Raw genomic sequence first — 20,792 nt, forward strand, 5'->3', positions numbered from 1 at the left:
GCGGGCCCCTATTTTTCGTCGTGAACTACGCGACGTCCGCGCCCTTGATGAGGACCGCGCGATTCGGATCCAGCGTCTTCGTGCCGTAAAGGCAGTCGATGGAAACCACGTCTTGCTTTTTGTCGATGTCGTAATCCATGACGACTCGGAGACCGAATCCCTTGTACGACTCGACGGCAGCGTTCGCCGCGCCCTGAGGAAGAACCAGAGGGCGGGTGACGAGCGCGAAAGCGGTCCTGTGGAAAGCCACGCCGACCTCGGTCGTGGACGCCCCGGAAACCTGCGCAGGAATGTGAATATTCTGCGTCTGGTAAGGGTCGAAACCGAACACCCTGCGGCCCAGAGAAGCCTCTCGAAGACCATCGGTGTCGCCTCGGGCGTCGGCCCTATTGAAGAGGTCGTCGCCCAGCCAGCGGGCCTCGATTTCCGGCCCGACGACCGCGTAACGATCACTCGCAGGCACGTTACGCTGGTTCAACACGCGCCTGGCGTCGATGGCCGTGCGCGGGTTGTGCCACTCGTACTTGTTGATTCCGGCCGGGTTGGAAGGCCACTGACCTTCCTGGCCGACCTCCTGCAGAATGTCGTCCCTCAGAGCCAGAATATCCCGATCGATCTTCTGGCTGATGGCCTCCATCGCGGGATTGAGGAGCTGCATCCCGAAATCCTCGATTTCGAGAGTTAGCTCCTCCGTGGTGACCGCGAAAGAAACGTCAGCGAAGTGATTCAGACGAACCGGGATGCTGTCTTCCTCGGCGTTCTGGATCTGGATGCCCTCCGGCCTCGTGTACTCGTGTGCGGTGAACACGGCGGGCTTCCGGACGTTCACCGTGTCGCCGATGCGGGCGGCGAACTCGGTATCGTAGTCACGGTGCACAAGCTGCGCCATGACGCAGGTCTCGTAAAGCGTCGCAAGCGCCTGCTTGGCGATGACGGTGGGCGTCAGAAAGTTGTTAGGCACGGCGGCCTACTCCTTTACGGGGAACGGGAAAGACGACTTATCAGGCGGTCTTCTTCGCCTTGCGCGCCTTGCGGAAGTCGTCGATGGACATGAGCTCCGGGTCAGAGCTGCGCCCACCGGACCCGCCGGTGAAGTCGCCACCCGAGCGCTGCGGAGGACCAGCCGTCGCCGCGCTCTTGAACTTGGGGTTGCTCTCGATCGCGGAGGTGATCGCCTCGTCAAGCGAGGTCTGGAACCCATCCGCCTGGGGATCGAAGTCGTTGATCGCGCGCAAGAAGCTGCGCGAATCGAGAAGCGCCTCAGGGTCGGCGCCGAGCTTGCCGGACGCCTTGTGCACGGCCAGCTCGACCATCGCCCGGCGGTGCAGGTCGCGCTCCTGATCGCGTTCCTGCGCGGTCTGGTCGCGCTCGGAGGTGAGCCGCTGGATGATCTCCTGCGGGTCGACCGGCTTCTGCTCCTCCTCGGGGATCAGCCCGAGAGCCTTGCCGATGCGCTGGGCCAGTTCCTGCTGGGCCTGGGTCTGCAGCTCCTCGGCGTTCGGGCCCTGCGCGGCGGTGGCAGCGTCCGCAGCGGCCTGCGCCTCCTGCAGCTTGGTCCGGTAGTTGACGGCGTCCGTACGCGCCCGCCGCAGCTCCTTCTGCGCCCACGCCGGCAAGTCGTTGATCGTGCGAGCGTCGTCCTTGACGGGCTCGGGCTCGGTGCTGGGCTCGCCAGCGGGCTCGGGTGGAGCAGCCGGGTCCTGCCCGGTCTCCTCCTCGGCAGTGCCCTCCCCGCCGTCATCCGGGGCCCCGCCCGCGATGAGGTAGATCGGCCTGCCGTCCTTGCGGTAGCCGAGCAGCGCGCCGGGCGTCTGCTCGTCCGCGAGCGAATCGTGCATGAATGCCCCTTCAGGCGACATGGAAAAGGGGGGCCGCCACCTGGGCGAACCCCCGGGAACATGTGGTCGTGGGCGCTACATCTGCTCCCACTTGCTGCCGGCGTCGCTGCGGTCATCGGCGCGGTCCAGCCGCGCCTCCTCGTCGTCAGCCACGGTCGAGCGCTGCAGCTTCAGCAGCGCCTCCCTGGTGGCGCGAGCCGCCTCACCGGCCCTCTGCGCGGTCTCGGCCAGCGACCGCGCCTGCACGCGCGCCGCGGCCGCGGCATTGCGGGCCTGCCGGAGCGCGTCCTGCGCCCGCGAGCGCTGCCCGCGCGGAGCCTCCTGCAGGGCGCGCTGCGCCTGCGCGACCGCGCGCTCCGCCCGGTCCGCCTCGGCCTCCGCCTCCTGCCGCGCGGTGTTGGCGGCCACCAGCTCGGCCTGCGCCCGCTGGTATGCCGCCTCGGCCTGCTCGCGCTGCCCCCGCTCGGCGGGGGTCGGCTCCGCCCGCTCGGCGGCCTGAGCCCGCGCGGTCAGCGCCCGCGCCCTGGCCACCTGCGCCTCGTTGAGCTGCCTTCGCTCGGGCAGGCGCGCGATGTCCTGGTCGCGGCGGGCCTGCAGCCGCCGCACCTCGTCGGCGAGCTGCCGGTCCAGGTCGCGCAGCTTCTTCTCGGCAGCCCACTGGCCGCCGCCGCCGAACGGGTCGTCGTCCTCGGCCGCCGCGCGAGCGGCCTCCTCGGCCTCCTGCCGCTGGCGGGCGTACCGCTCACGCAGCCTGGCCTCCTGCTCGGCGTACCGCTCGCGCACCTGCGCCGCGGCGCGGTCCGCGCGCTCCTGCGCCTCGGCGATCCGCTGCGCCAGCTCCACCGGCGACGCCTGACCGGCGGTCTGCTCGGCGGCCGGAGCGGCGGCCTGCGCCGCCCGGCGCCGCGCGAACATGCCGTCGCGGTGCTCACGGAACCGCTGCCCGACCTCCTCGTACGCCTCGCGGGCACGGCGGGCCTCGGCCTGCGCCGCCACCAGCCGCCGCCGGTCGGCCGCGACGTCCTCGGGACGCCGGCCGGGCCCGTTGGCGTCGGCGGCCTCCTGCGCCTCCCGCACCCGGTCCTCGGCCGCGTCCCTCGCCCGGCCGGCCGCACGCACCTCGCGCTGCAGCCGCTCCAGGCGCTCGTTCTCCTCGGCGCGCTGCGCCTGCTCATCTCCGCGCACGCGGGGCGGCTCGGACGGCTCCGCGTCCGGGTGGGACCTGCGCCAGCGCTCTTGCGTCTGCCGCAGCAGCTCGTCGATCGCCCGCTCCTGCGAGCCGATCATGCGCCTGCCGACCTGGGTGCGGTCGACGTGCTGCGCGATCCACTGGCCCGGCCGGGCCTGGCTCTGCCGCACTCTCCCGATCACCTCACCGGCCACGACGACGATCTGGGAGCCGTCCGGCTCTGTGATGAGCTGCCGGTCGTCCAGCTCCTCCTGGCTGTACCAGGAGGGCCTGGCCGCCGGGTCGGGCAGATCGCGTGTCCACAGCTGCGGCTCGGGCTGCTCCTGCTCGGCGGGCGGCTGGTCGCCGGCCTGCATGCGGCGGGCGTCCTGCAGCGGCGCCGGGCCCTGCCCGTCGCCGCCCGGTCCCGCCGGTGCTCCGCCTCCGCCTGTCGCGCCGCCTTCCGGCTCCGGCTCTCCGTCCATGGGGGCGCCGCCGGTCGACGGCGGCGGCCTTCGCGCGCCCGCGGCCGCGGGCCGCGGCGAGGCGCGCTCGAGCGTCCGCCGGGCGGACCGGGTCGCCCGGCCCACCCTGATCCGGCTCTGCCGGGCCGCCTCGACCTCCTCGCGGGTCAGGCCGCGCACCCGCTCCTGCCGGCGGCGGCGCGGCAGCCCCTTGGCCTCGGCCAGCTCGTCCAGCTGCGCCGACAGCCGCCGCGCCTTGGCGCGGGCATCCTTCTGCTCGCGAGGGGTACGCGCCGTGGCCGCGATCCGCTTGGCGGTGCGCAGCTCCCGCTCCAGGCGGCGCTGCTGCTGGGCGTCCTCGTAGGTGGCGGTGGACGCCGGCCGCGCCGGACGCTGGGTGACGCCCGGCGTGTACAGGGACATGCTGTGGCCGCAGTTGGGGTGCTGCAGGCCGACACGGCGGGCGAACTCGATCGTGGCGCGCACCTCGATCGTCATCGGCTCGTCGGTCAGGAAGTGCGTCACCTCGACCTCGCCGGTCGGGCCGTCGTCGGCGATGGCGAGGATCTCGCCCTCGAACGGCGCGCAGCGCGGGCAGGTGATCGCGTCGCGGGACACGATCACGAACCGGTGGCCGTTGGCCGCCAGGGTGCGGACATGCCCGTCCGACGCCGCACGGATGACCGACGTGCGCACCGTCATTTCGGCATACGTCGGCAGGTCCCAGGTTTTCCCCGCCCGGTCGACGAACCGGGTGACGCCGCGCCGCGCGTAATCCCTCAGCTCCCGCTCGACGACCTGGTCGATCGTCTCGGCGCCGGTCAGCGCCCGCCCGACGAACGACCGGTTGACCTCCTGGAACTCATCGTCGATGGTGCGCAGCGCCGACACGTGGCGGCGGCGCAGGTTCCGCACGATCTGGCGGGCCAGCTCGACCACGCCCTGCCCGGCCGGGATACCCTGCCGGCCGCCCAGGTTGTTGATGTCGTCGATGGCGCTGGCCACGCCGCGCCGCCACGCCGCGGTGACCGCCTCCACCACAGTGGGGAACACCCGCCGCTCGAGCCGGGCGATGATCCGCCCGGCCTCCCGGCGCAGCGCCTTGATCTCGCGCGAGCGCCGCTCCAGGTACTCGCGCACCATGCGCGGGTCGTCGTCCTCGCGGGCGAGCGCCGGCAGGTCGGCGAGCATCTCCCGCCGCTGGCGGTCGGTCATCCCGCCGGCGTCCAGGCGTTCGCGCATGCGCTGCAGCCGCGCCCGGCGGCCCTCGGTGCGGGCCGTACGGTCGGCCGCCCGCCACAGGTGATCGGCCAGCGACTGGAACAGGCTGTCCTCGGCGTCGAGGTAGATCTGCTGGATCATCTGCGCGACCCGCAGCGCGTGCTGGGCGTCCTCCGTGATCGGCTCCATGGTGCGGGAGGCCACGACCACCTCCCAGGCGCGTGCCCCTTAGACCGCGAGGTCGTCGTCGCGCGGCAGGTACGCCTCCACGTACGGGTCGGCGTCCTCGCCGAACTCGGCCATCTTCTCCCGGCGGATCCGCTCGACCTCGGCCTCGACCTGCTCGTCGTCCCACTCGGGGTGGACCATCCGCACGCGCATGTCGGCGCTGGCGGCCTCGGCCTGCTTGAGCAGGTTGACCGTCCGGCCGACCGCCTCCGGGTCGGGGGTGACGCCGTCCGGCCACTCCACCGTCGCGCGGTCGCTGCTGACCTTCGTGCCGAACACCACCCGGTCGACGGTGAGCAGCACGTCGGCCAGCCATGCCAGGGTCGGGTTCCAGTAGCCGATCTTCCGCGCCCGGGTCGTGAACGACCTGCGCTCTCGGGAGTGGATCTCCGTCGCGGTGGCCACGACGTCGTTGCTGGCCTCGCCGAACGTCTGCGTGGAGTAGCCCGCGCCCCGGAGGATCTGCGCGACCAGCGCCTTGGCGGTGGCCGCGTGCTCCTCGGTGCGGATGGCGAACTGGCTGACGGTCAGCATGTTGCTGCCGCCGCCGCCCGGCGGCGGCAGCATCCCGATCCCGGAGTAGATCTCCCGGTCGGGATCCCACAGGCTGCCCCGGCCGCGCCCGGTGTTCTGCAGGTACACCTCGGGGACCACGATGCGGCCCTTGCCGAGCCGCAGGTCACGCAGCCACGACGTGTACGTTTCGTCCAGCGCGTCCATGAGCGGCTCCACGCCGCTGTAGTCGCTGCGGCCGAGCTGCGTCCCCCGCAGGCGCCGGTGGGGGCGCATGTTCGGGATGTAACTGACCAGCAGCCCCTTGTCGTAGCCGCTGTCGAACCCGCCGGACTCGTCGACCAGCTCGGCGAACCCCGCCGTCTCCGGGTGCTCGGTCAGCGGGATCTGGATGCCCAGGCGGCGCTCGTCGCCCAGGTAGAGGCCGTGGTAGACCCGGCCGCGCTCGTGCCGCTCGAGGTGCCTGAGCACCTGCTTGTTGTCCTCGGCCACGACGCGCCAGAACGTCACCGCCCACAGCCGACCGCTGACGAACTCGGGCACGCTGGCGTCCGGCGGAATGATGTCGACCACCGGGTACTCCGCCATGGTGGTGTCCCAGCCGACGCGCAGGTACGCGCCGCCGTAGGCGGAGGCGATCTCGGCGGCCTCCAGCAGCGACGGATACACGCTGCCCTCGGTGAGGATCTTGTCCAGCCGGTTCTGGGACTTCTTGCCGGGCACGCGCAGCGTCGGCGGTTCGCTGAACAGCAGGTCAGCGCTGGTGGAGCTGATGTCGCCGGCGAGCGGGACGTGAAGCTTCGTGCTGCGGCTCTGGCCTGCCGGGGTGGGCGACCCCCAGAAGAACCGGCTAACCCGGCCGAGGAAGCCGCCGCTGTTGGCCATGGGCCGGTCCCAGCCCTTCAGGTCCAGGCCGATGCCGGGAACCACGTCCGCGCCGTAGGCCTTGGACAGCCGGTCGGGGTCTCCCGAGTACCAGGCGCCGTGCTGGATGTAGAGGCGCTGCACGGGCTTCAGCCACGGCGGCGGCCACTCTTGATCACGATCAGGAAGCGGCATGACACCTTCTCCCCGCAGTCATCAGTGAGTGGAAGCACGTACCTCGTGGACAAGGCTGGTCGTGATCATGGATCGGCAGCGGCATCACACCCGCTCCCGTTCTGTGATCAGGGCGGCCACGGACAGCCACGAGTCGGCCAGCGATTCGAGCCGCTCCATCAGCGCCAGGTTGGTGGCGTCGGCCTCGGCGAAGGAGAGCAGGCGGGTCGCGTTGGCCAGGGCCTCGTCAAACGTCACAGGGGCTCCAAGGATCAGATGATGGGGACGAGGCCGGACTGCAGCACCGGCCGCTCGTCGGGGCGGGTGACGCGCACCCAGCCCTGGTAGGTGCCGTCCGGAAGGACCACGCCGCCCCCGGGCCCGACACGGATGCGGGCCTCGGCGCCGCCCTTGCCGGTGGGGCCCCAGCTCGCCGGGTTCCACTGGCCTTCGGTGGGCTTCACGCCCGGGGTGGTGAAGGCGATCTCGACCTGCTCGCTGCCGAGGGCGTTGTCGACCCAGAAGCGCAGGAACTCCAGCGACAGGTCGCTCATCGGTTCCACGGCTGTCCCCCTCCCGAGGTAGCGCGCCGACCAGGCCCGCTTGGGCAGCCCGACCCGCAGCGGCGGGGTACGGCGCAGCACCGGGCGCGCGGCACCGGCGCCGACTGCCTGGCCGATGGTGTTGGTCTTGACGGAGCGCAGCGGCAGGGCGACGCCGGCGGCGGTGACGCGGCCGAGCGGCCCTCCTTGCGCGTGGGTGACCGGCCGGGCCTGGCCGATGCCGACCGCCGGGTGCGTGGCGAGGGCCTTCGCGGCGCCCATCGGCCGGGCTTGGCCGACGCTGGTCACCAAATTGGCGATCACGTCGGCGCGGACCGGCAGGGCCTGGCCGGAGCCGGCGGCCTGCCCGATCTCGCGAACCGTGTGCCGCATGACGGGGACGGCCGTGCCCATGCCGGTGACACGGCCGAGGACACGCATGTGGGCGGCCCCGGCCGGAGCGGCAGCGCCGCCGCCGAGGACCTGCCCGATCACGATCGTCTTCGTCGCGGTCACCGGCTGGGCGTGGCCGGCCCCGTCAGCGCGGCCGGCGGCCTGGGAGCGGGCGGCGAGCACCGGCAGCGCCTCGCCGCGGCCCTCGACCTTCCGTGCCAGGACGTCCGCGCCACGGACCAGCACAGCGACGTTGGGGTATGCGCGGCCGGCACGGGCCATGTCGCCGCCTCCTCTACCAGCTCGTGGCGCGGTGCGCGGCGGCGGTCGGAGTCAGCACGACAGGCGCGGTCGCCGCCGGGGGCGCCAGACCCGGGATGCGCAGCGTGAAGCCGTGCGCGGAGTAGACGCCGCCGCCCGTAATCGTGTGGGTGCGCTCGCTGGTGGACGGCCCCGTCAGGGTCTCTGCGGTGAGCTGCCCCGTCAGGTATCCGGCGTCGAGGTCGGCGATCTCGCTGGTGCCCGCCGGCGAGGACCACGCCCGGGTGGCCTCGGTGAGGTAGTTGTCGCCGGCCACCCACCGCAGCTCGAGGTCCTCGGCGTTCGGGGATGGCCCCGCAGGGCTGGTCACCGTCGTGATCGGCGAGCCCGTGCCGCCCTGATCGGCCGACACGGTGTACGGCGGCGCCTCGAGCAGCGTGCCGGTCACGGCGATGATCGTCATGACCATGAACGTGGGGCCGCTGTCAAAGTCGAGCCGCCACCCAGTGTCCGCCGTGGTCCCGGCGGGTTTCCACCAGAAGCCGCTGGTCAGGACGCCGTCCGCAGTGGGCGAGACGGTGCTTTTCGACGCCAGCGGCACCCACTCGGGTGTGCCGCCGGTCAGGGCCGCATCGAACTCGGGATACTCATAAGCCACGAACGCCAGCAGCAAGTCACCCGACACCGCGGTGGACGGGCGGGGGATCGCGTTAGGCGGGTTGGCGGTCTGGTACGTCTCCGGGCGGACGGTGGGCATTCAGCACCGCTCGACCCACAGGGTCGCCTTCAGCTGCACCGCGGCGGCGAAGCGGGCCCGCAGCACGAAGCCGGTCTCCGGCACGCAGTCGGGGCTGTCGCCGAGCGGCAGGTCATAGAGGACGGTGCCGCTGTTGGGCGTCAGCGTCCAGGAGTCGATCACCGTGAGTGAGGTCGGCTCCGTTGTCCAGGCCGCGCCGGAGAGAAACGCGGCGGGGATGCGCGGGCCGTAGATCTGCTGCGGCGACACCGTGGTGGAGCTGCTGCCGCCGGGCGCCTCAGCGGCGAACGTGGCCGCGCAGAGCTCGATGTCGCCGGGGACGGCGGCGGAGGTGCCCAGCGTGCCGACGCGGATCTTCTTGATTTCCAGGCCGAACGTCGCCGGGGCCAGGACGCCGAGCACGCTGATCGCGTTCCCCGCGGTGAGCGACACGGCGGCCGGGGTGATGACGGAGTAACCAGCCTTGGCCATGTCACACCGCCCGGAAGAAGCCGGACGGGTCGATCTGCAGCACCACGTTGGATCCGTCCGGCGTGATGCTGAAGTCGTGAGCCGTCATGGGCACGATGTCGGAGTCGGGTGAGCCGGTCGCGGGCCGGTAGCACAGCAGCACCTTCGACCAGGCGCCTCCGGCGGCCTGGACGTTGAGCCAGGTCTGGTCGGGCACGTCGATGTCGACGCGGTCGTTGACGAAGTCGGGCGTGGCGTCGCCTAGGTCGGACGCGCCGAGAACCTTGCGGGCGTAGCCGGAGTTGGTCGCCTCGCTGGTGTCGCCGGACAGCACCTCGGCCAGGGTGGTCTTGTCCTTCAGCACGTCGTCGGACTCGATGTCGGCCTCGGCCAGGGCGACGACCACCAGGGCGCTGGTGGCGGGGTCGCCGAGCCGGACGCGCCGGTAGAGCTCGACGCTGCGGCCCTTGGCGATGTTGAACTCGAAGTCGGCCACAGGCCATCCCTCCATAGTGGCGCTGGCCAGCGCCGATCTCGGGTTACGGGTAGGGGGTGCGGTCCTGGCCGCGCGCCGCCCCTCAACAGCGCGCGGCCAGGACCGCACGGGCTCGACGCGCGCAGCGGGGAGCGTGCGCGCGGAGCGGGTCCGCCCCGGCCGCGAGATGCGGGGCGGACGATCAGGCGGCTACCAGGTGTCGAGCCCGACCGGCTCGAGCAGCGGCTGCCACACGGATTGGGTGGTGTAGATGATGTAGCGCGAGGCGTCCAGGCTGTGGTCATCCAGCTTGATCGGGCTGTCATCGCCGCGTTCGGCCTTGCGCTCGTCCCAGCTGTAGCTGCCGACCTCGCCCAGCCAGCCCGTGCAGGAGCGGTGGACGCGGAGCTGGTCGGCCGCGATCAGGTTGGACACGGCGCGGATGCCGTCCAGGACGGCGTTGTCGCCGAGCGTCGGCACGAGCCCGTCGCGGTGCAGCTGGGCGACGAACGAGGCCGCCGACGGGTCGACGATGACCCAGTCCGGGCGGACGCCCATCGTGCCCGGCCCGTACGGTTCGGGGATGGTGTCCAGCCAGGTCTGGATCCGCGTCGAGTACTCGGCGTCGGTGAGCTGGCGGCGTTCGGCCTTGCTGTCCCAGCGCCACTCGCTGGCCAGGATGAGGCGGCGCTGCCCGAGCTGGTCCGGCGTGGACACACCGGCCAAGATCGCGGACAGGGGGTTGACGGTGCCGTAGTCGACGCCGACCCCGATCCACTTCTCGATCTGCGGAAGCGCGTCGATGATCATGCGGTCGGGATCCCACATGTCGTAAATCGCGCCCTCGGCCATGCACCATTCGCCGAGGATGAATCGCCTGTACCACAGGCCCGTATATTCCGATTTCAGGTTGGCGACATAAACCGGATCCAGCGCCGGGTTGTCATCCAACGTGAAATGAAAGTAACGCATGTCCAGCTCGTTCACGCGCAGGATGAAACGCTTACGAAGCCAGTGATTAGGCGCGTCCGGGTTCGTCGTCGCAAATAGCTGCGCGCCCGGGACGGAAAGACGGGCCAGCAGCTGGTCCCAGAACCCTTCCGGTATCAGCGACGCCTCGTCCACGTACGCGCCCGCGCAGGTCATACCACGTAGGCGTGACTCCGAGCGGACGTCGGCGGCGGACACGATCTCGATCCGGCGGCCCAAAATATTCGCTGTGGGAGCACCGCGCGTGTGAAAAACCCTCCGAGCCACCGGCCCCGTCAAAGAGGGATCCATAAGCGGCTCGAAAACATTTCTGTAAATGGTGTCGGCTGTTTTTCCGACAATCACCAGACTGCCGCCGCGCGGTGCCGTGGCCACATACATGAGCCAACGCAGCAGACTGGCTATCGTTTTCCCGAGCGCACACTACCGGACCACAAATTGATGCGAGCGGTAGAATTCGCGATGCTGTTCTCCTGCGCGCGGGACAGCGAGACGACCGGGCCCATCTTGCGGCCCTCGGCCGAGGAGGCCGCCGGCGTCGGGGTCACCGGCTCACCGCCTTCCGGCGGCGCGCGTCGAGCAGCTGCAGCGCGGCGACCGACTGCTGCGGCACCACGGTGTTGCCCAGCAGCCGGAAGACGCCCCGGCGGCTCATGCCCTCCAGGGAGGTCGCCCAGCCGCTGCGCAGGCCCTGCATCCACTCCACGAACCGCGGCGAGAGCCGCAGCCCGGTCCGCGCGCCCGGCTCGACCGGCGCCGGGGCCGGCCCGTTCAGGGCCTCCCAGACGGCGATCGCCGTCGCGTACTTGCCCCAGTCCACCCGTGCAGCAGCATGATCGCCGTCTGCAGATCCAGGCCGCCGCCCCTGCTGCCCAGACTCGGCCCGCCGTACGACTGGACCGTGGGCGTCGGCAGCAGGGCCCTGGTGTTCGACCTGGTCAGCGAGGGAAACCGAGTGGCCACCCGCCCGCCGCTTCGCCGGCGGCTGCGATCCGCCCCTCGTCCCAAGATTCGAGGTCGGGGTCGCTAGGAGCGCCCTGCGGGCGATCCCGCCCAGCAGCAGCTCCCCGGAGCGATCCCCGCCCCTGGTCATCTGGCCGCCCTCCGCCAGAGCGGCGGTCGGTGTCGGCAGCAGCCGCACCACCGCCGAGGGCAGCATCAGGTCGCCCTTGCTGCCCCGCTGGTTCGGCCCGCCCTTGCTGCCATCCGTCGCTCGGGGTGTCGGCAGCAGGCCAGGCGAGGAGGAAGATACGCTCGCGCGCGTGGGGGGCGCCGACGTCGGAAGCTCGTAAACTCGTCCAGCTAGCATCAAACCCGACTTCGGCCAGGTCCCGCAGTACCTGGTCGAGGCCCCGGTGCCGGAGGCCAGCCACGTTCTCCACCACGACAAGGCGGGGTCGTAGCGCGCGAACGGCCGCGGCCATGTACGTCCACAGTCCCGATCTCGCGCCACCGATGCCCTCCTTCTTGCCTGCTTGGGAGGTGTCGGTGCAGGGAAAACCGCCGCACAGGACGTCGATCTCGGGCACGTCGGCCCAGTCGATGGCGGTGATGTCTCCCAGATTGGGCACGCCGGGGAACCGCTCGCTCAGCACCCGGCAGGCGTCGACGTCGACCTCGGACTGCCACACGACCCGGCCGCCGTAGACGGCCTCCACCGCCAGGTCGAGCGCGCCGATGCCGGTGAACAGCGACCCGATCCGCAGCTGCGTCACCATCGGGCGGCCTCGAGCGCCGCCACGGCGCGCTGCAGGATCTCCTCGCTGCCCTCGATCCCGATCGCGCGGCGGCCGAGCTGGGCGGCGGTCCACAGCGTGGTCGCGCTGCCGGCGAACGGGTCGACCACCAGCCCCCCGGGCGGGCAGCCGTACATGAGCAGCGGCTGCAGCACCTTAACGGGCTTCTGGGTGACGTGGATGCCCTTGCCGAGCAGGTTGGGGTGGTAGATCACACTGGAGTGCAGCCGGGTACCGTCGTCGACGTACACGCTCGGCCCGTAGTAGCCGAGGTGCCCGGCGCGGCCACCGCGCTGGCGGGCGACACCGATCGACGGGCCCTGCCGCAGGACGCGCGGGGTGGCGTGCCGGATGCCGTCCCACCGGCCGCGATAGAAGTGCAGCGCGTGCTCGTGGATCCGCCGGAAGCGATCGACCATCGGGTTGGTGCCGGTGTTCTTCTGCCAGATCAGGTCCTGGCTGAACTTCCAGCCCGCGGCCTCGAACTCGGCCGTGTGCTTGAGGAACATGCGCATCGACCCGAAGCACCACATGCTCGAGCTGACGGTCGCCGCGGCGGCGACCCAGCCCTCCGGCCACACGTCCCACGCCAGGTCCGTGTCGCCGTACGGCGGGTCGGTGAGCACCAGGTCGGCCTGTACGCCGAGCTGCGGCAGGATCTCGCGGGAGTCGCCGTGGTACAGCGTCAGGCCGCCTCGGCTCCAGTACGGGGCTGGCGTCACGCGGCGGCCTCCTCATCGGGCTCCGGCTCCAGCTCGTGCACGACCTCGGCGTCCACCGTGATCTCCTGGTGGCGGCCCTGGATCTGCTGGAAAAGCGCGCCCAGCAGGCTGACCACGTCGCCGTCCTGGACACCGTTGCGGTTGATGAGGTCCAGGCCGAGCAGCTGACACCTGCGGTAGATGATCTTCTCGACGACCTCGACGGCCTTGGTGTCGCCGGTGATGGCCTTGGACCACAGGCCCGCCATCATGCGGTCCAGCCGGTCGATCTCGATCTGCAGCAGCTCCTCGCTGTTGAGCTGCTGGGCCTTCGACGCCGCGCGCATCGCCCGGGTCAGGTCCTTGGAGACCGCGCCGGCGCTGGTGTAGCCGAGCTGGTCGGCGATCATCTGCAGACTCATGCCGGCCAGCCGCATCTGCGTGGCCTTCGTGCGCCGTTCAGCAATCTCGATCTGGCGGGCCCTACTGACCGTCACGGGTCACCACCTCCCGCGATGCCCCAGATGTGCAGGACGAGCTGGCTGCCGCGCACGACCTCGCCGAGCCGCATGTCGGGGCCGATCAGGCGCGTGTGGTCGTCGTCGTCGAGCACACCGGCGTCCACCAGGCCGTCCACGACGCCCTTCGCGGCCGGATACCAGTTGCCCGGGTCGCGGCGCCGCCGGTCGGTCGGCCGCAGCTCGCAAATCACGTACGCCCGTGTCAGGTGCGGGATGCCCGCCACCGCGGCGGAACGCCGACCGGCCTCGCGCAGCGCACGTGTCACCTTGGCCCGCACCATCGGGTGGGGCCGCTGATTGCTGTTGAGCAGCGTCAGGCCGGGCGGCAGCTCCACCGTCCAGTCCGGCGGCGGCGGCTCATACCAGGCCCCCACCGTCAGCCGATCGAGCGGACCGTCAGGCCCTCGTCCTCGAGCCGCGCGGCCAGCTCGTCGCGCTGCTCCTGCGACTCGCACGAGACGATGACCGCCCACGCGCGCTGGATGCCAGCCGCGACCACGCCGCCGCCGACGCTGCCTTCCTCGTCGTCGTCCTCGCTCTCTTGCGGGCCGTCAGCGAACGAGTCGTCGAACTCCGCGCCCGGGTCGGCCGGCCGGTTTGGCTCGCTGGTCAGCGGGTCGGGCACCCGCGGCCGCGGGGGAGCGAGCGGCTCCTCCAGCATGCTGGCGTCGATGGCGAGGGCCGCGTCCAGGTCAGCGAAGTCGTCCGGCGTCCAGCCGGTGCCCTGCAGGTCGTCCAGCGTGGACAGCACCGCCGCCAGCTCGGCGTCGTCGTAGTGCCCGTACTCGGCCGTGCGGTTGTCCGCCAGCATGATCCGCTTGGCGGTCGTGTCGTCGACGTCGAGCAGCAGCACCGGCACCTCGGCGAGCCCTTCCTTACGAGCGGCCTCCACGCGGTGGTGACCGGCGATGATCCTCTTCGTGCTGGCCTGGGCGATGACGGCGCCGTAGAAGCCGTTCGCGCCGATCGACTCGGCGATCACGTCGCTGTCGCCCTTGTGCGGGTTGTCCGGGTGGGGCTCCAGCAGGTCGATCGGGATCGTCGCGTAGGACTGCAGCACCGTCTGGGGTGGCTGTTGCGCCTTCTTGCGCGCCAAAGGAACCTCCGGGAGGGGCCAGAATGAGCGGTATGACTGATCAGCAGCAGCCGGGGACGATCGACCCGTCCGCCCAGGCGATCCAGGCGGCGATCGAGAACTTGGGGAAAGCCCTCAACAAGGTCGTCACAGGGTGGAGGGCACAAGGGGCGCTCGGGCTCGCCTACAACGGCGACTACCAGACGCTCGCCGAGACGCTTCAGGCCATGCCGAACGAGCAGCTCGAACGGACAGGCCGGGCCGCCAAGATCTTGCAGGCGGCGTGCGACCTCGAGCGAAGCCGCCCGATGCGGAAGTAAGTGGTTGCACTTACTCGGGGTTGATGAAATCCGTGGTGGCCTCGGCCCAGGCGATGCTGTCTTGGCGGAAGCGCCGGCACAGGTCGGACAGCTGCGCACGCAGCTGCGCCGCCGTGGCCGGGGTCACCTCGATGCACCAGCAGGCGTTCTGCCAGCGCCAGTCCGAGGGCGACAGCCAGAAGCCGTGCATCACACGGCAGTACTTGTGCATGAGGTAGCCGACCTGGGTCACGAAGTCGGCCCACTCCGCCTGGGGCAGCTTGTCGTCGCTGTTGCCGATGCTGACGTACACCGTCCGCGCGCCGATCGGGTCGCCGGGCCGGATCACGCCTTGCTGCAGCAGCTGCCCCACCGTGGCGATCATCAGGTCCTTGTTCGCGGCCGGCACGTCGGCCCACGGCACGGCGCTGTCAGCGCGGGTGCGGTAGCCGTACATCCCGGACAGGCCCTCGTACGCCGCGTGGAAGGCGGCGGCGATCCTCTCGCGGACGTTCATCAGCGGTGACCTCCGGAAGCTGATATGAGTATTGGCTGGCGTTCCACGACGTCAGCCGGGCCTGGAGCATGGCCATCAGCTGCCGGAAGTCGGACCGCAGGTGGGCGCGGCTGCTGTAGACGACCTCGCAGGGGCCGAGGCCCCGCAGGTCCATCGCGTCACGCACGTAGAGCGCCTCTTCGCGCCGCAGGCCGAGGTCGTGGCGGATCCGTTCCGCGTCACGGGCGTTCAGGGCGATGATGAGGGTCCTCACGCGGCCTCGGGCAGGCCATACCGGGCAGGGTTGAGCGACATCTCGTGCCGCAGCAACACGCAGGCCAGGATGTCCCAGGTGCCCCAGCGGACCGCGTCCTCGCTGACCGGCAGCGCGTCGCCCTTGATCGGCGCGAACGTCTCGGTGGCCAGGTCGGTCTCCCACTCCACCTCCCACGACGTCACCTGGCGGCGCCCTCCGCGGGGCCGGCGGCTCGTCACCCGGTACAGGGTGAGCAGGACCTGCGTGACGCCGTCGTTGGTGTGGATCCAGCCGTACGTGGGGCCGTCGTGCAGCTCGCGCCGGGTTTCCACGGGCCCCCACAGACGGTCGAGCAGGCGGGCGATCATGACACCTCCGAGGGAAAAGGGGCCTGGCGCGGCCTACGGCGCCGCCGTCGTGTGATCATGTGCGGGTGATTGCCGCCCCACCCGCTGTTGGCCATCTACACCTGAGCGCGCCCGTCGCCGGGCGAACCGCAGCCAACCCCGGAAAGCAGAAAGGGCCTCGCCGCGCTTACCCCCCGAAGCGCACGTGACCCAATCTGGCGTATAGAGTACGCACGGTTCCCTAAATCGTGCAACTCGGCACACACCACGCGCTCAAACCGCCGTGAAAGGAGCCCCGATGAAAGTCCGGATCGCGCCCGAGGACATCGCCGAGCTGAAGGCGTTCCGGCCGATCGCCGCCATGGTGGTCGCCGTCTGGGCGCTCGGCACCCTCGCCCGCAACTATTTCTTCCCCGACCATCTCAACCTCACCGACGCCCAGCAGTACCTGCTCCTCGCCCTCGAAGCCGCCGCCCTCCTGGCTGCCCACTCCACCCACCTCGACAACAAGCGCGAGGGCATCTATCAGCAGTAAGGCCCCGAACCTGGCGGCTCGGGGCCCAACTCCCAACGCTGGGAGATGCTGGGAGTTCGCTGGGACTACAACTCCTCGTCCTCCTCGTACGGCTCGAGCAGCTCGGCCTCACCCACCGCGAAGTCCTCCGCCAGCTTGTAGACCAGCGACTCGTCCAGCAGCCCGAGCTTGCGCAGGTACCGGATCGTGGTCCGCGGGTCCGCGTGGCCGAGCAGCTCCTGGACCTTGTGCAAGGGCATCCCCGAGCGCAGCGCATGCGTGGCCACCGCGCCCCGCAGGGCGTGCGTGGAGATCTTGTTCCAGTGCGGCACGCCGGCCTGGCGCCCGATCCGCTGGATGGTGCCGAACATGGCCTGCTGTGACACCGGCTTGCCCGAATCTGTCTGGAACAGCGGCCCCGCCTCGTACCCCCGGAAATCCAGATAGGCGTTGATCGCCGCCCACGCGTACGGCGGCACGGGGAACCGCAGCCACGCCCCATCCGGCCCCTTCACCGGCAGGTCGATCACCCGGTGCCCGTCGTCCCAGCCGAGGCCGCCCAGCTCGACCTGGGTGACACCGCCGACGCGCGCAGCCGTCACGACCAGCAGACACAACATCGCGTACGTGCGCGCCGACGACGCCGCCCAGGACCGTGAGCCGCGCCCCTCCTCGTACCTCTGCCGCCTGGTCTGCGCGTCTCTCTTCGCCCACGCCAGCATCGCGTCAAGCTGCGCCTTCGACAGGCCGCGCGTCTTCGACTGCTTAGACCCTCTCGGCGCCTCCATGCCTTCGAACGGGTTCCGCTTGATAGCGCCCACTCGCCCCACGAGGTACTTCAGCAGCGTGTTCACTGCCGAAAACCGCCGCTGCCTGGTCGCGGGAGACAAACCCGACTCCCGCAGCGCCTCCATGTAGAGATCCGCCTCCATGGGCGCGACATCCTTGGGGTCCAGGCCCCGCGCGGCGACCCACACCCACCACCACGACGCGTCCTTGACGTAACCGCGCTTGGTCGAAGGTGAGGTGCGCCGCTCCGAGGCGAGCCAGCCGTCCACTCCCGCAACGGCCAGCTCGTCCATGCCGACCGAACGCATCAACGCCTTCAACTCGTCGGGATCGCTCGCCGCCGGCGTGCCTCGAACGGGGACGGGCGGGCCACCGCCAGGCGCGATGACCTCTCCGGACAGCACCTCGGCCGCGACCGCCAGGTCACTGGCCATCCGCTACCAGCTCCTCCGCCTCGTCCAAGAAGATCTCCACGAGCGTCGGCGCACCGATCTTCAGTGCAAACACCGCCCGTTCCAGGAGGTTCCGCACCTCCGTGTCCGCCACCATAGCGAGCGCGTCCATCCGCGCCTCGAAGTTCCCCTTCGGCGGGAACAGGTCGTCCAGGTCCATCCCAATTCCTCCGCTCATCCGATGAATAAGGCCAGCCCACTGAGGGAAGGCCCGGAAATCCGACCCCGGGGGCCTCCCCACAGGGGGGTGGGGGGAGGGCCCGGCCGGTCCAGCCGCCGGCCGAGCCGCTCCTTCATCTGTTCAGCGCCTTCGAGGCCGCCGCGGCAACCTCCGCGACCAGGCCAGTCGGGATCGTCGCACCCGCCCCCGTGTGCTGGCCGAGCTGGAACAGGTCGACCTGGACGCCTTCGTGCGCCAGCTCCACCCGGACCTCCAGCGGGCCGCCGCCTCGTCCGAGGTCGGCCAGGTCGCCGTCCAGGTGGAACGTGACCGGCTCGAACAGCACCTCCGCCAGCAGCCCGTTGAGCAGCTCCACGAACCGCCGGGTGCCGTCGTCGTCGAGGGAAAACGCCCAGTCGCCGACCTCCAGCGAAGGCGACGCCCAACGGTCGCCGTCCTCGCCCTTGTGGCTGTAGAGGGCGAGGTAGCCATGCGTCGCCTCGTACTCGTCAGGCATGACCCACACCGGGGACTGCCAGCCCATCAGGACTCCTCCGTCCCGGCCTTGGCGTCGGCCTCGGCGATCAGCTGCGCCACGGTGTCGGGGTCGAGCGGGCCGCCGCGATGGTCGGGGGCGGCGTAGAACTCCTCCAGCTCGGCGCGGGTGCCCTCGAACACCGTGCCCATGACCACGGTGGAGAAGATCTCGTAGTAGTCGAGCCCGGGGAAGGGCCTGCTCAGGTAGCGGCCCATCAGGCGTCGTCTCCCTCGGTGTCGAGGTCGATCCCGAGCCTTGCGGCGAGCTCCTCCGTGGTGAGGAAGTCTCGCTCACCCTCATCAACGACGCGGTCCATGCCGTAGTCCGCGCAGTCCCACTGGTGGATGCGGCACCAGCCGTCCGCGTCGAGGGCGCATCCCGACGACCTGAACGGGCGGGCAGGCGTCTCAGGGGTATCGGTCATCGTGTTGCCTTTCGCGAGAGGTTCCGGACGCTGGCGCGTCATCACCAGAGGCCGGCGGATGGGTGGGTGTGGCCTGGGCCGATCAGCACCGGCCCAGGCGAGATGCATCAGAAGGTGGTGTGGCCGCAGGCCAGGCGGTACGTCTGCGTCGGGTCGGCCGGATTGACGATGTCGCCGAGAGCGGCCACAGGGCGTTCGACTTCGATCCCGTCGTACGCGCAGGTGTAGCAAGCCATCATGGCGGGGTAGCTGCGCCGCTCGGCGGCCTCACGCTCCGCGGGCGTGGGCTCCATACGAGTCAGGGCGCGAATGTAGGCGAGCGCCAGGTGCAGCGGGTAGTCGCTGACGCCCGCCGTGGCGCGGTCCTCGCTGACAGTGCTGCCCTCGGCGCGCTCGCTGGGCCGACGCCGCCGGGTCGGGGGCTCGGGGCGCAGTTCCTGCATGATGCCGGTGAGGTAGACGATCACGGCGGCGCGGTCGCGGTCGGTGGCGTCGGGAGCCCAGGCCACCTCGTGCGCGGCGATGTGCATCACGGCCGCCAGGAGCTGCTCGCGCTCAGCGGTCTCGTGGGTGGTGTAGGGGACGTGGACGAGGTTGCCAGTGGTGTGGGTGGCGGCGAGGTGGTCCAGCTTCTCATCCGGGTCGGGGATGATCTCCCAGCGAGGGCTGGCGTCGAGGTAGGCGGCCACCTCGTAAGGCATGGCGTCGATCCGTAACGTCTGGTAGGCGAAGCCGTGGGGAGTCATGTGCGTCCTTCTAGATCGTTTGGGGGTTTTGCGAGCAGTGGGAAGCCGACCGCAAATCCGGTGGGGGGGTCGCCCCACAGGGGGGTGGGGGGTGGGGTGGGGCGGCCTGGCCGGTCCGGCTGACCGGCCAGGCAAGGGGATTACTCCATACCTCGGGTAATCAGGCGACCCGTGATCGTGTTTCTGAGCGTCATGGTGAAGATGTGGCCCGGATGGGAGCGGACGAGCCTGGCCAGCTCGGTCGCGATCTCTTCCGGTCCTGGCGGTGTCCCCTGGCCAGGACCGATGAGAGTGCTGTCACTGCCGGTGTCCAGGGTGAAGTGTTCCGAGATGACGTCGGGGGGCAGCGCTGGCACGACCATGACGATGATCTCGTGCGGGTCGTCAGCGTCGGCAGGGACGAGGGGTTTGGTCACGCCCCACCATCCTGGGCAAGCATGCTGGCGGTGAGCCGGTCCAGCTCGGCCTGTTCCTCGCCGCTCAGCTCGTACGTGGTCTCGGAGAAGGGGCGGATGTCCTGCGCGTCCACCCAGATTTCCGGGATCAGCCGGTCTGGCTCGGCCCAGGCGTCTGCGCTGATCTGGTACTGCACGTGCTCCCAGGCTTCGTTCCCCTGGCCTATCGTCTCGGAGCGGCGCCCGGCGATGACACCTGGGCCGTAGCCGGTCATGTTGTCCGAGGCCCACCAGACCTGGTCGCCGACCTTCCTGCTGTCCTGCCAGGCGTGCAGCTCGTCGCGCGTCATACGAGCCTTCTTCACGTCGAGGGAGAACCTGATGTCGAGCGCGGTGTGGAAGACCACGATCGCCTCGACGTCGTCGGCGGGAGGCTCGGCTGGGAGGTAGTCGCGGCCGAGGTCCTTAAGCTGGTGCCAGCCCTCACGAGCCTCGGCCACCAGCGTGCCGATGGCCTCGGCCGCGCTGGCGAAGGTGTGCTCGTCCATGCCCCGGCCGCCCTCATAGGTGAGGGTCCAGAGCTGGGGCCAGTCCGTCGCCGGGCGCTCGCCGGTCTCGTGCTCGACCCAGCTGGTGCCCTCGTGGCGGAGGAGCGTAACGGAGTCGCCGCCGAGTTCCCGGCCGCGCGCCCAGGCGGCGGCCTCGCTCGCGTAGAACGGCTCGACGCGGTTGTTGTGGCGGGTCGCCCAGATCGGGCGGCGGTAAGTGGCTTCACTTACTTTGGGAGCGTTTCCCATCGTCTTCCTTTCGCGAGAGGGGGCGCGGTGGCCGGGGGTCGTCATCCCGCTCGGCCGTGGCCCCGATCATGATCAACTTTGAGTGTTGATCTTTGATCATCTTACCATAATGATCTTATGTGATAAGGGACATTGACACATAGAATTAACGATCATGAACGCGCGCCCGGAAACGCCATCCCGGCGCGCAGCGCGGTGAAACAATCGC

General features: G+C 70.5%; 28 protein-coding genes. 2 read left to right on the forward strand and 26 right to left on the reverse strand.

What is annotated here, in order from left to right; all coding sequences use genetic code 11:
- Positions 1–25: 25 nt before the first annotated feature.
- The 16 genes from AB0K18_RS42820 to AB0K18_RS42895 form a co-directional block, all read right to left on the reverse strand.
- Positions 26–961 carry a P22 phage major capsid protein family protein gene (locus AB0K18_RS42820; RefSeq protein WP_364926664.1) on the reverse strand — a complete coding sequence of 312 codons (936 nt, stop codon included), beginning with the start codon at positions 959–961 and terminating at the stop codon, positions 26–28.
- A 40-nt stretch (positions 962–1,001) separates the two neighbouring features.
- A complete protein-coding gene (locus tag AB0K18_RS42825) occupies positions 1,002–1,838 on the reverse strand; it encodes a hypothetical protein (protein ID WP_364926665.1) in 837 nt (278 codons plus the stop codon).
- 75 nt (positions 1,839–1,913) lie between these two features.
- Complete coding sequence (locus tag AB0K18_RS42830) at positions 1,914–4,895, reverse strand: phage minor capsid protein (protein WP_364926667.1); 2,982 nt, start codon at positions 4,893–4,895, stop codon at positions 1,914–1,916.
- A gap of 24 nt (positions 4,896–4,919) precedes the next feature.
- Positions 4,920–6,491 (reverse strand): phage portal protein, encoded by a 1,572-nt coding sequence (locus AB0K18_RS42835; protein WP_364926669.1) that lies wholly within the window; start codon positions 6,489–6,491, stop codon positions 4,920–4,922.
- A gap of 84 nt (positions 6,492–6,575) precedes the next feature.
- Positions 6,576–6,728: a hypothetical protein gene (locus AB0K18_RS42840; protein ID WP_364926670.1), complete on the reverse strand. Its 153-nt coding sequence runs from the start codon at positions 6,726–6,728 to the stop codon at positions 6,576–6,578.
- Positions 6,729–6,742: 14 nt separating this feature from the next.
- Positions 6,743–7,687 carry a hypothetical protein gene (locus AB0K18_RS42845; RefSeq protein ID WP_364926672.1) on the reverse strand — a complete coding sequence of 315 codons (945 nt, stop codon included), beginning with the start codon at positions 7,685–7,687 and terminating at the stop codon, positions 6,743–6,745.
- 13 nt (positions 7,688–7,700) lie between these two features.
- A complete protein-coding gene (locus AB0K18_RS42850) occupies positions 7,701–8,423 on the reverse strand; it encodes a hypothetical protein (RefSeq protein ID WP_364926674.1) in 723 nt (240 codons plus the stop codon).
- Positions 8,424–8,894 (reverse strand): hypothetical protein, encoded by a 471-nt coding sequence (locus AB0K18_RS42855; RefSeq protein WP_364926676.1) that lies wholly within the window; start codon positions 8,892–8,894, stop codon positions 8,424–8,426. It lies immediately after the preceding gene.
- A gap of 1 nt (position 8,895) precedes the next feature.
- A complete protein-coding gene (locus AB0K18_RS42860) occupies positions 8,896–9,369 on the reverse strand; it encodes a hypothetical protein (protein ID WP_364926677.1) in 474 nt (157 codons plus the stop codon).
- Positions 9,370–9,558: 189 nt separating this feature from the next.
- A complete protein-coding gene (locus tag AB0K18_RS42865) occupies positions 9,559–10,743 on the reverse strand; it encodes a phage terminase large subunit (RefSeq protein WP_364926813.1) in 1,185 nt (394 codons plus the stop codon).
- A 139-nt stretch (positions 10,744–10,882) separates the two neighbouring features.
- A complete protein-coding gene (locus AB0K18_RS42870) occupies positions 10,883–11,158 on the reverse strand; it encodes a hypothetical protein (protein ID WP_364926679.1) in 276 nt (91 codons plus the stop codon).
- Positions 11,159–11,276: 118 nt separating this feature from the next.
- A complete protein-coding gene (gene dcm / locus AB0K18_RS42875; protein ID WP_364926681.1) occupies positions 11,277–12,056 on the reverse strand; it encodes a DNA (cytosine-5-)-methyltransferase in 780 nt (259 codons plus the stop codon).
- Positions 12,050–12,796: a site-specific DNA-methyltransferase gene (locus AB0K18_RS42880; RefSeq protein WP_364926683.1), complete on the reverse strand. Its 747-nt coding sequence runs from the start codon at positions 12,794–12,796 to the stop codon at positions 12,050–12,052. The genes dcm and AB0K18_RS42880 overlap by 7 nt, the downstream gene beginning before the upstream one ends.
- Entirely contained in the window at positions 12,793–13,272 is a 480-nt protein-coding gene (locus AB0K18_RS42885; RefSeq protein ID WP_364926685.1) for a hypothetical protein, read from the reverse strand. Before AB0K18_RS42885 ends, AB0K18_RS42880 begins: the two co-directional genes overlap by 4 nt.
- On the reverse strand, positions 13,269–13,670 hold the full coding sequence (locus AB0K18_RS42890; RefSeq protein ID WP_364926687.1) for a hypothetical protein: 402 nt from the start codon (positions 13,668–13,670) through the stop codon (positions 13,269–13,271). The genes AB0K18_RS42885 and AB0K18_RS42890 overlap by 4 nt, the downstream gene beginning before the upstream one ends.
- A 2-nt stretch (positions 13,671–13,672) precedes the next feature.
- Positions 13,673–14,392, reverse strand: coding sequence for a ParB N-terminal domain-containing protein (locus tag AB0K18_RS42895; protein WP_364926689.1), 720 nt, complete (start codon positions 14,390–14,392; stop codon positions 13,673–13,675).
- A gap of 32 nt (positions 14,393–14,424) precedes the next feature.
- Between AB0K18_RS42895 and AB0K18_RS42900 the strand changes: the two genes are divergently transcribed.
- A complete protein-coding gene (locus tag AB0K18_RS42900; RefSeq protein WP_364926691.1) occupies positions 14,425–14,691 on the forward strand; it encodes a hypothetical protein in 267 nt (88 codons plus the stop codon).
- A 10-nt stretch (positions 14,692–14,701) separates the two neighbouring features.
- On the opposite strand, the gene AB0K18_RS42905 is transcribed toward AB0K18_RS42900, so the two are convergent.
- Both AB0K18_RS42905 and AB0K18_RS42910 read right to left on the reverse strand, forming a co-directional pair.
- Positions 14,702–15,187: a hypothetical protein gene (locus AB0K18_RS42905; protein WP_364926693.1), complete on the reverse strand. Its 486-nt coding sequence runs from the start codon at positions 15,185–15,187 to the stop codon at positions 14,702–14,704.
- 249 nt (positions 15,188–15,436) lie between these two features.
- The gene (locus AB0K18_RS42910; RefSeq protein WP_364926695.1) at positions 15,437–15,790 is read right to left on the reverse strand and encodes a hypothetical protein; all 354 of its coding nucleotides are present in this window, start codon (positions 15,788–15,790) and stop codon (positions 15,437–15,439) included.
- Between the two features lie 277 nt (positions 15,791–16,067).
- Here AB0K18_RS42910 and AB0K18_RS42915 point away from each other — a divergent pair, with 277 nt between their 5' ends.
- Positions 16,068–16,304, forward strand: a complete 237-nt coding sequence (locus AB0K18_RS42915) for a hypothetical protein (RefSeq protein ID WP_364926697.1) — start codon at positions 16,068–16,070, stop codon at positions 16,302–16,304.
- A 65-nt stretch (positions 16,305–16,369) separates the two neighbouring features.
- Here the strand turns inward: AB0K18_RS42915 and AB0K18_RS42920 are convergent, their stop codons facing one another.
- The 8 genes from AB0K18_RS42920 to AB0K18_RS42955 form a co-directional block, all read right to left on the reverse strand.
- Complete coding sequence (locus AB0K18_RS42920; protein ID WP_364926699.1) at positions 16,370–17,506, reverse strand: tyrosine-type recombinase/integrase; 1,137 nt, start codon at positions 17,504–17,506, stop codon at positions 16,370–16,372.
- Positions 17,496–17,684, reverse strand: coding sequence for a hypothetical protein (locus tag AB0K18_RS42925; protein WP_364926701.1), 189 nt, complete (start codon positions 17,682–17,684; stop codon positions 17,496–17,498). The genes AB0K18_RS42920 and AB0K18_RS42925 overlap by 11 nt, the downstream gene beginning before the upstream one ends.
- A 133-nt stretch (positions 17,685–17,817) precedes the next feature.
- Complete coding sequence (locus AB0K18_RS42930) at positions 17,818–18,228, reverse strand: hypothetical protein (RefSeq protein WP_364926703.1); 411 nt, start codon at positions 18,226–18,228, stop codon at positions 17,818–17,820.
- On the reverse strand, positions 18,228–18,437 hold the full coding sequence (locus AB0K18_RS42935; RefSeq protein ID WP_364926705.1) for a hypothetical protein: 210 nt from the start codon (positions 18,435–18,437) through the stop codon (positions 18,228–18,230). The genes AB0K18_RS42930 and AB0K18_RS42935 overlap by 1 nt, the downstream gene beginning before the upstream one ends.
- On the reverse strand, positions 18,437–18,646 hold the full coding sequence (locus AB0K18_RS42940; RefSeq protein WP_364926707.1) for a hypothetical protein: 210 nt from the start codon (positions 18,644–18,646) through the stop codon (positions 18,437–18,439). Before AB0K18_RS42940 ends, AB0K18_RS42935 begins: the two co-directional genes overlap by 1 nt.
- Positions 18,647–18,753: 107 nt before the next feature.
- Entirely contained in the window at positions 18,754–19,392 is a 639-nt protein-coding gene (locus AB0K18_RS42945; protein WP_364926708.1) for a hypothetical protein, read from the reverse strand.
- 140 nt (positions 19,393–19,532) lie between these two features.
- Complete coding sequence (locus AB0K18_RS42950) at positions 19,533–19,808, reverse strand: hypothetical protein (RefSeq protein WP_364926709.1); 276 nt, start codon at positions 19,806–19,808, stop codon at positions 19,533–19,535.
- Positions 19,805–20,584, reverse strand: a complete 780-nt coding sequence (locus tag AB0K18_RS42955; protein ID WP_364926710.1) for a hypothetical protein — start codon at positions 20,582–20,584, stop codon at positions 19,805–19,807. Before AB0K18_RS42955 ends, AB0K18_RS42950 begins: the two co-directional genes overlap by 4 nt.
- Between the last annotated feature and the right edge of the window lie 208 nt (positions 20,585–20,792).

This window comes from Nonomuraea sp. NPDC049421, assembly GCF_040677005.1.
GTDB classification, from domain to species: Bacteria; Actinomycetota; Actinomycetes; order Streptosporangiales; family Streptosporangiaceae; genus Nonomuraea; species Nonomuraea salmonea.

What these genes read in the sequence shown, in the direction of transcription:
- AB0K18_RS42825 (WP_364926665.1), bottom strand. Translation starts at nt 1,838, where the DNA reads ATGCACGATTCGCTCGCGGACGAGCAGACGCCCGGCGCGCTGCTCGGC.
- AB0K18_RS42835 (WP_364926669.1), bottom strand. Translation starts at nt 6,491, where the DNA reads ATGCCGCTTCCTGATCGTGATCAAGAGTGGCCGCCGCCGTGGCTGAAG.
- AB0K18_RS42845 (WP_364926672.1), bottom strand. Translation starts at nt 7,687, where the DNA reads ATGGCCCGTGCCGGCCGCGCATACCCCAACGTCGCTGTGCTGGTCCGT.
- AB0K18_RS42850 (WP_364926674.1), bottom strand. Translation starts at nt 8,423, where the DNA reads ATGCCCACCGTCCGCCCGGAGACGTACCAGACCGCCAACCCGCCTAAC.
- AB0K18_RS42855 (WP_364926676.1), bottom strand. Translation starts at nt 8,894, where the DNA reads ATGGCCAAGGCTGGTTACTCCGTCATCACCCCGGCCGCCGTGTCGCTC.
- dcm (WP_364926681.1), bottom strand. Translation starts at nt 12,056, where the DNA reads ATGGTGACGCAGCTGCGGATCGGGTCGCTGTTCACCGGCATCGGCGCG.
- AB0K18_RS42900 (WP_364926691.1), top strand. Translation starts at nt 14,425, where the DNA reads ATGACTGATCAGCAGCAGCCGGGGACGATCGACCCGTCCGCCCAGGCG.
- AB0K18_RS42905 (WP_364926693.1), bottom strand. Translation starts at nt 15,187, where the DNA reads ATGAACGTCCGCGAGAGGATCGCCGCCGCCTTCCACGCGGCGTACGAG.
- AB0K18_RS42910 (WP_364926695.1), bottom strand. Translation starts at nt 15,790, where the DNA reads ATGATCGCCCGCCTGCTCGACCGTCTGTGGGGGCCCGTGGAAACCCGG.
- AB0K18_RS42915 (WP_364926697.1), top strand. Translation starts at nt 16,068, where the DNA reads ATGAAAGTCCGGATCGCGCCCGAGGACATCGCCGAGCTGAAGGCGTTC.
- AB0K18_RS42920 (WP_364926699.1), bottom strand. Translation starts at nt 17,506, where the DNA reads ATGGCCAGTGACCTGGCGGTCGCGGCCGAGGTGCTGTCCGGAGAGGTC.
- AB0K18_RS42925 (WP_364926701.1), bottom strand. Translation starts at nt 17,684, where the DNA reads ATGGACCTGGACGACCTGTTCCCGCCGAAGGGGAACTTCGAGGCGCGG.
- AB0K18_RS42930 (WP_364926703.1), bottom strand. Translation starts at nt 18,228, where the DNA reads ATGGGCTGGCAGTCCCCGGTGTGGGTCATGCCTGACGAGTACGAGGCG.
- AB0K18_RS42935 (WP_364926705.1), bottom strand. Translation starts at nt 18,437, where the DNA reads ATGGGCCGCTACCTGAGCAGGCCCTTCCCCGGGCTCGACTACTACGAG.
- AB0K18_RS42940 (WP_364926707.1), bottom strand. Translation starts at nt 18,646, where the DNA reads ATGACCGATACCCCTGAGACGCCTGCCCGCCCGTTCAGGTCGTCGGGA.
- AB0K18_RS42945 (WP_364926708.1), bottom strand. Translation starts at nt 19,392, where the DNA reads ATGACTCCCCACGGCTTCGCCTACCAGACGTTACGGATCGACGCCATG.
- AB0K18_RS42955 (WP_364926710.1), bottom strand. Translation starts at nt 20,584, where the DNA reads ATGGGAAACGCTCCCAAAGTAAGTGAAGCCACTTACCGCCGCCCGATC.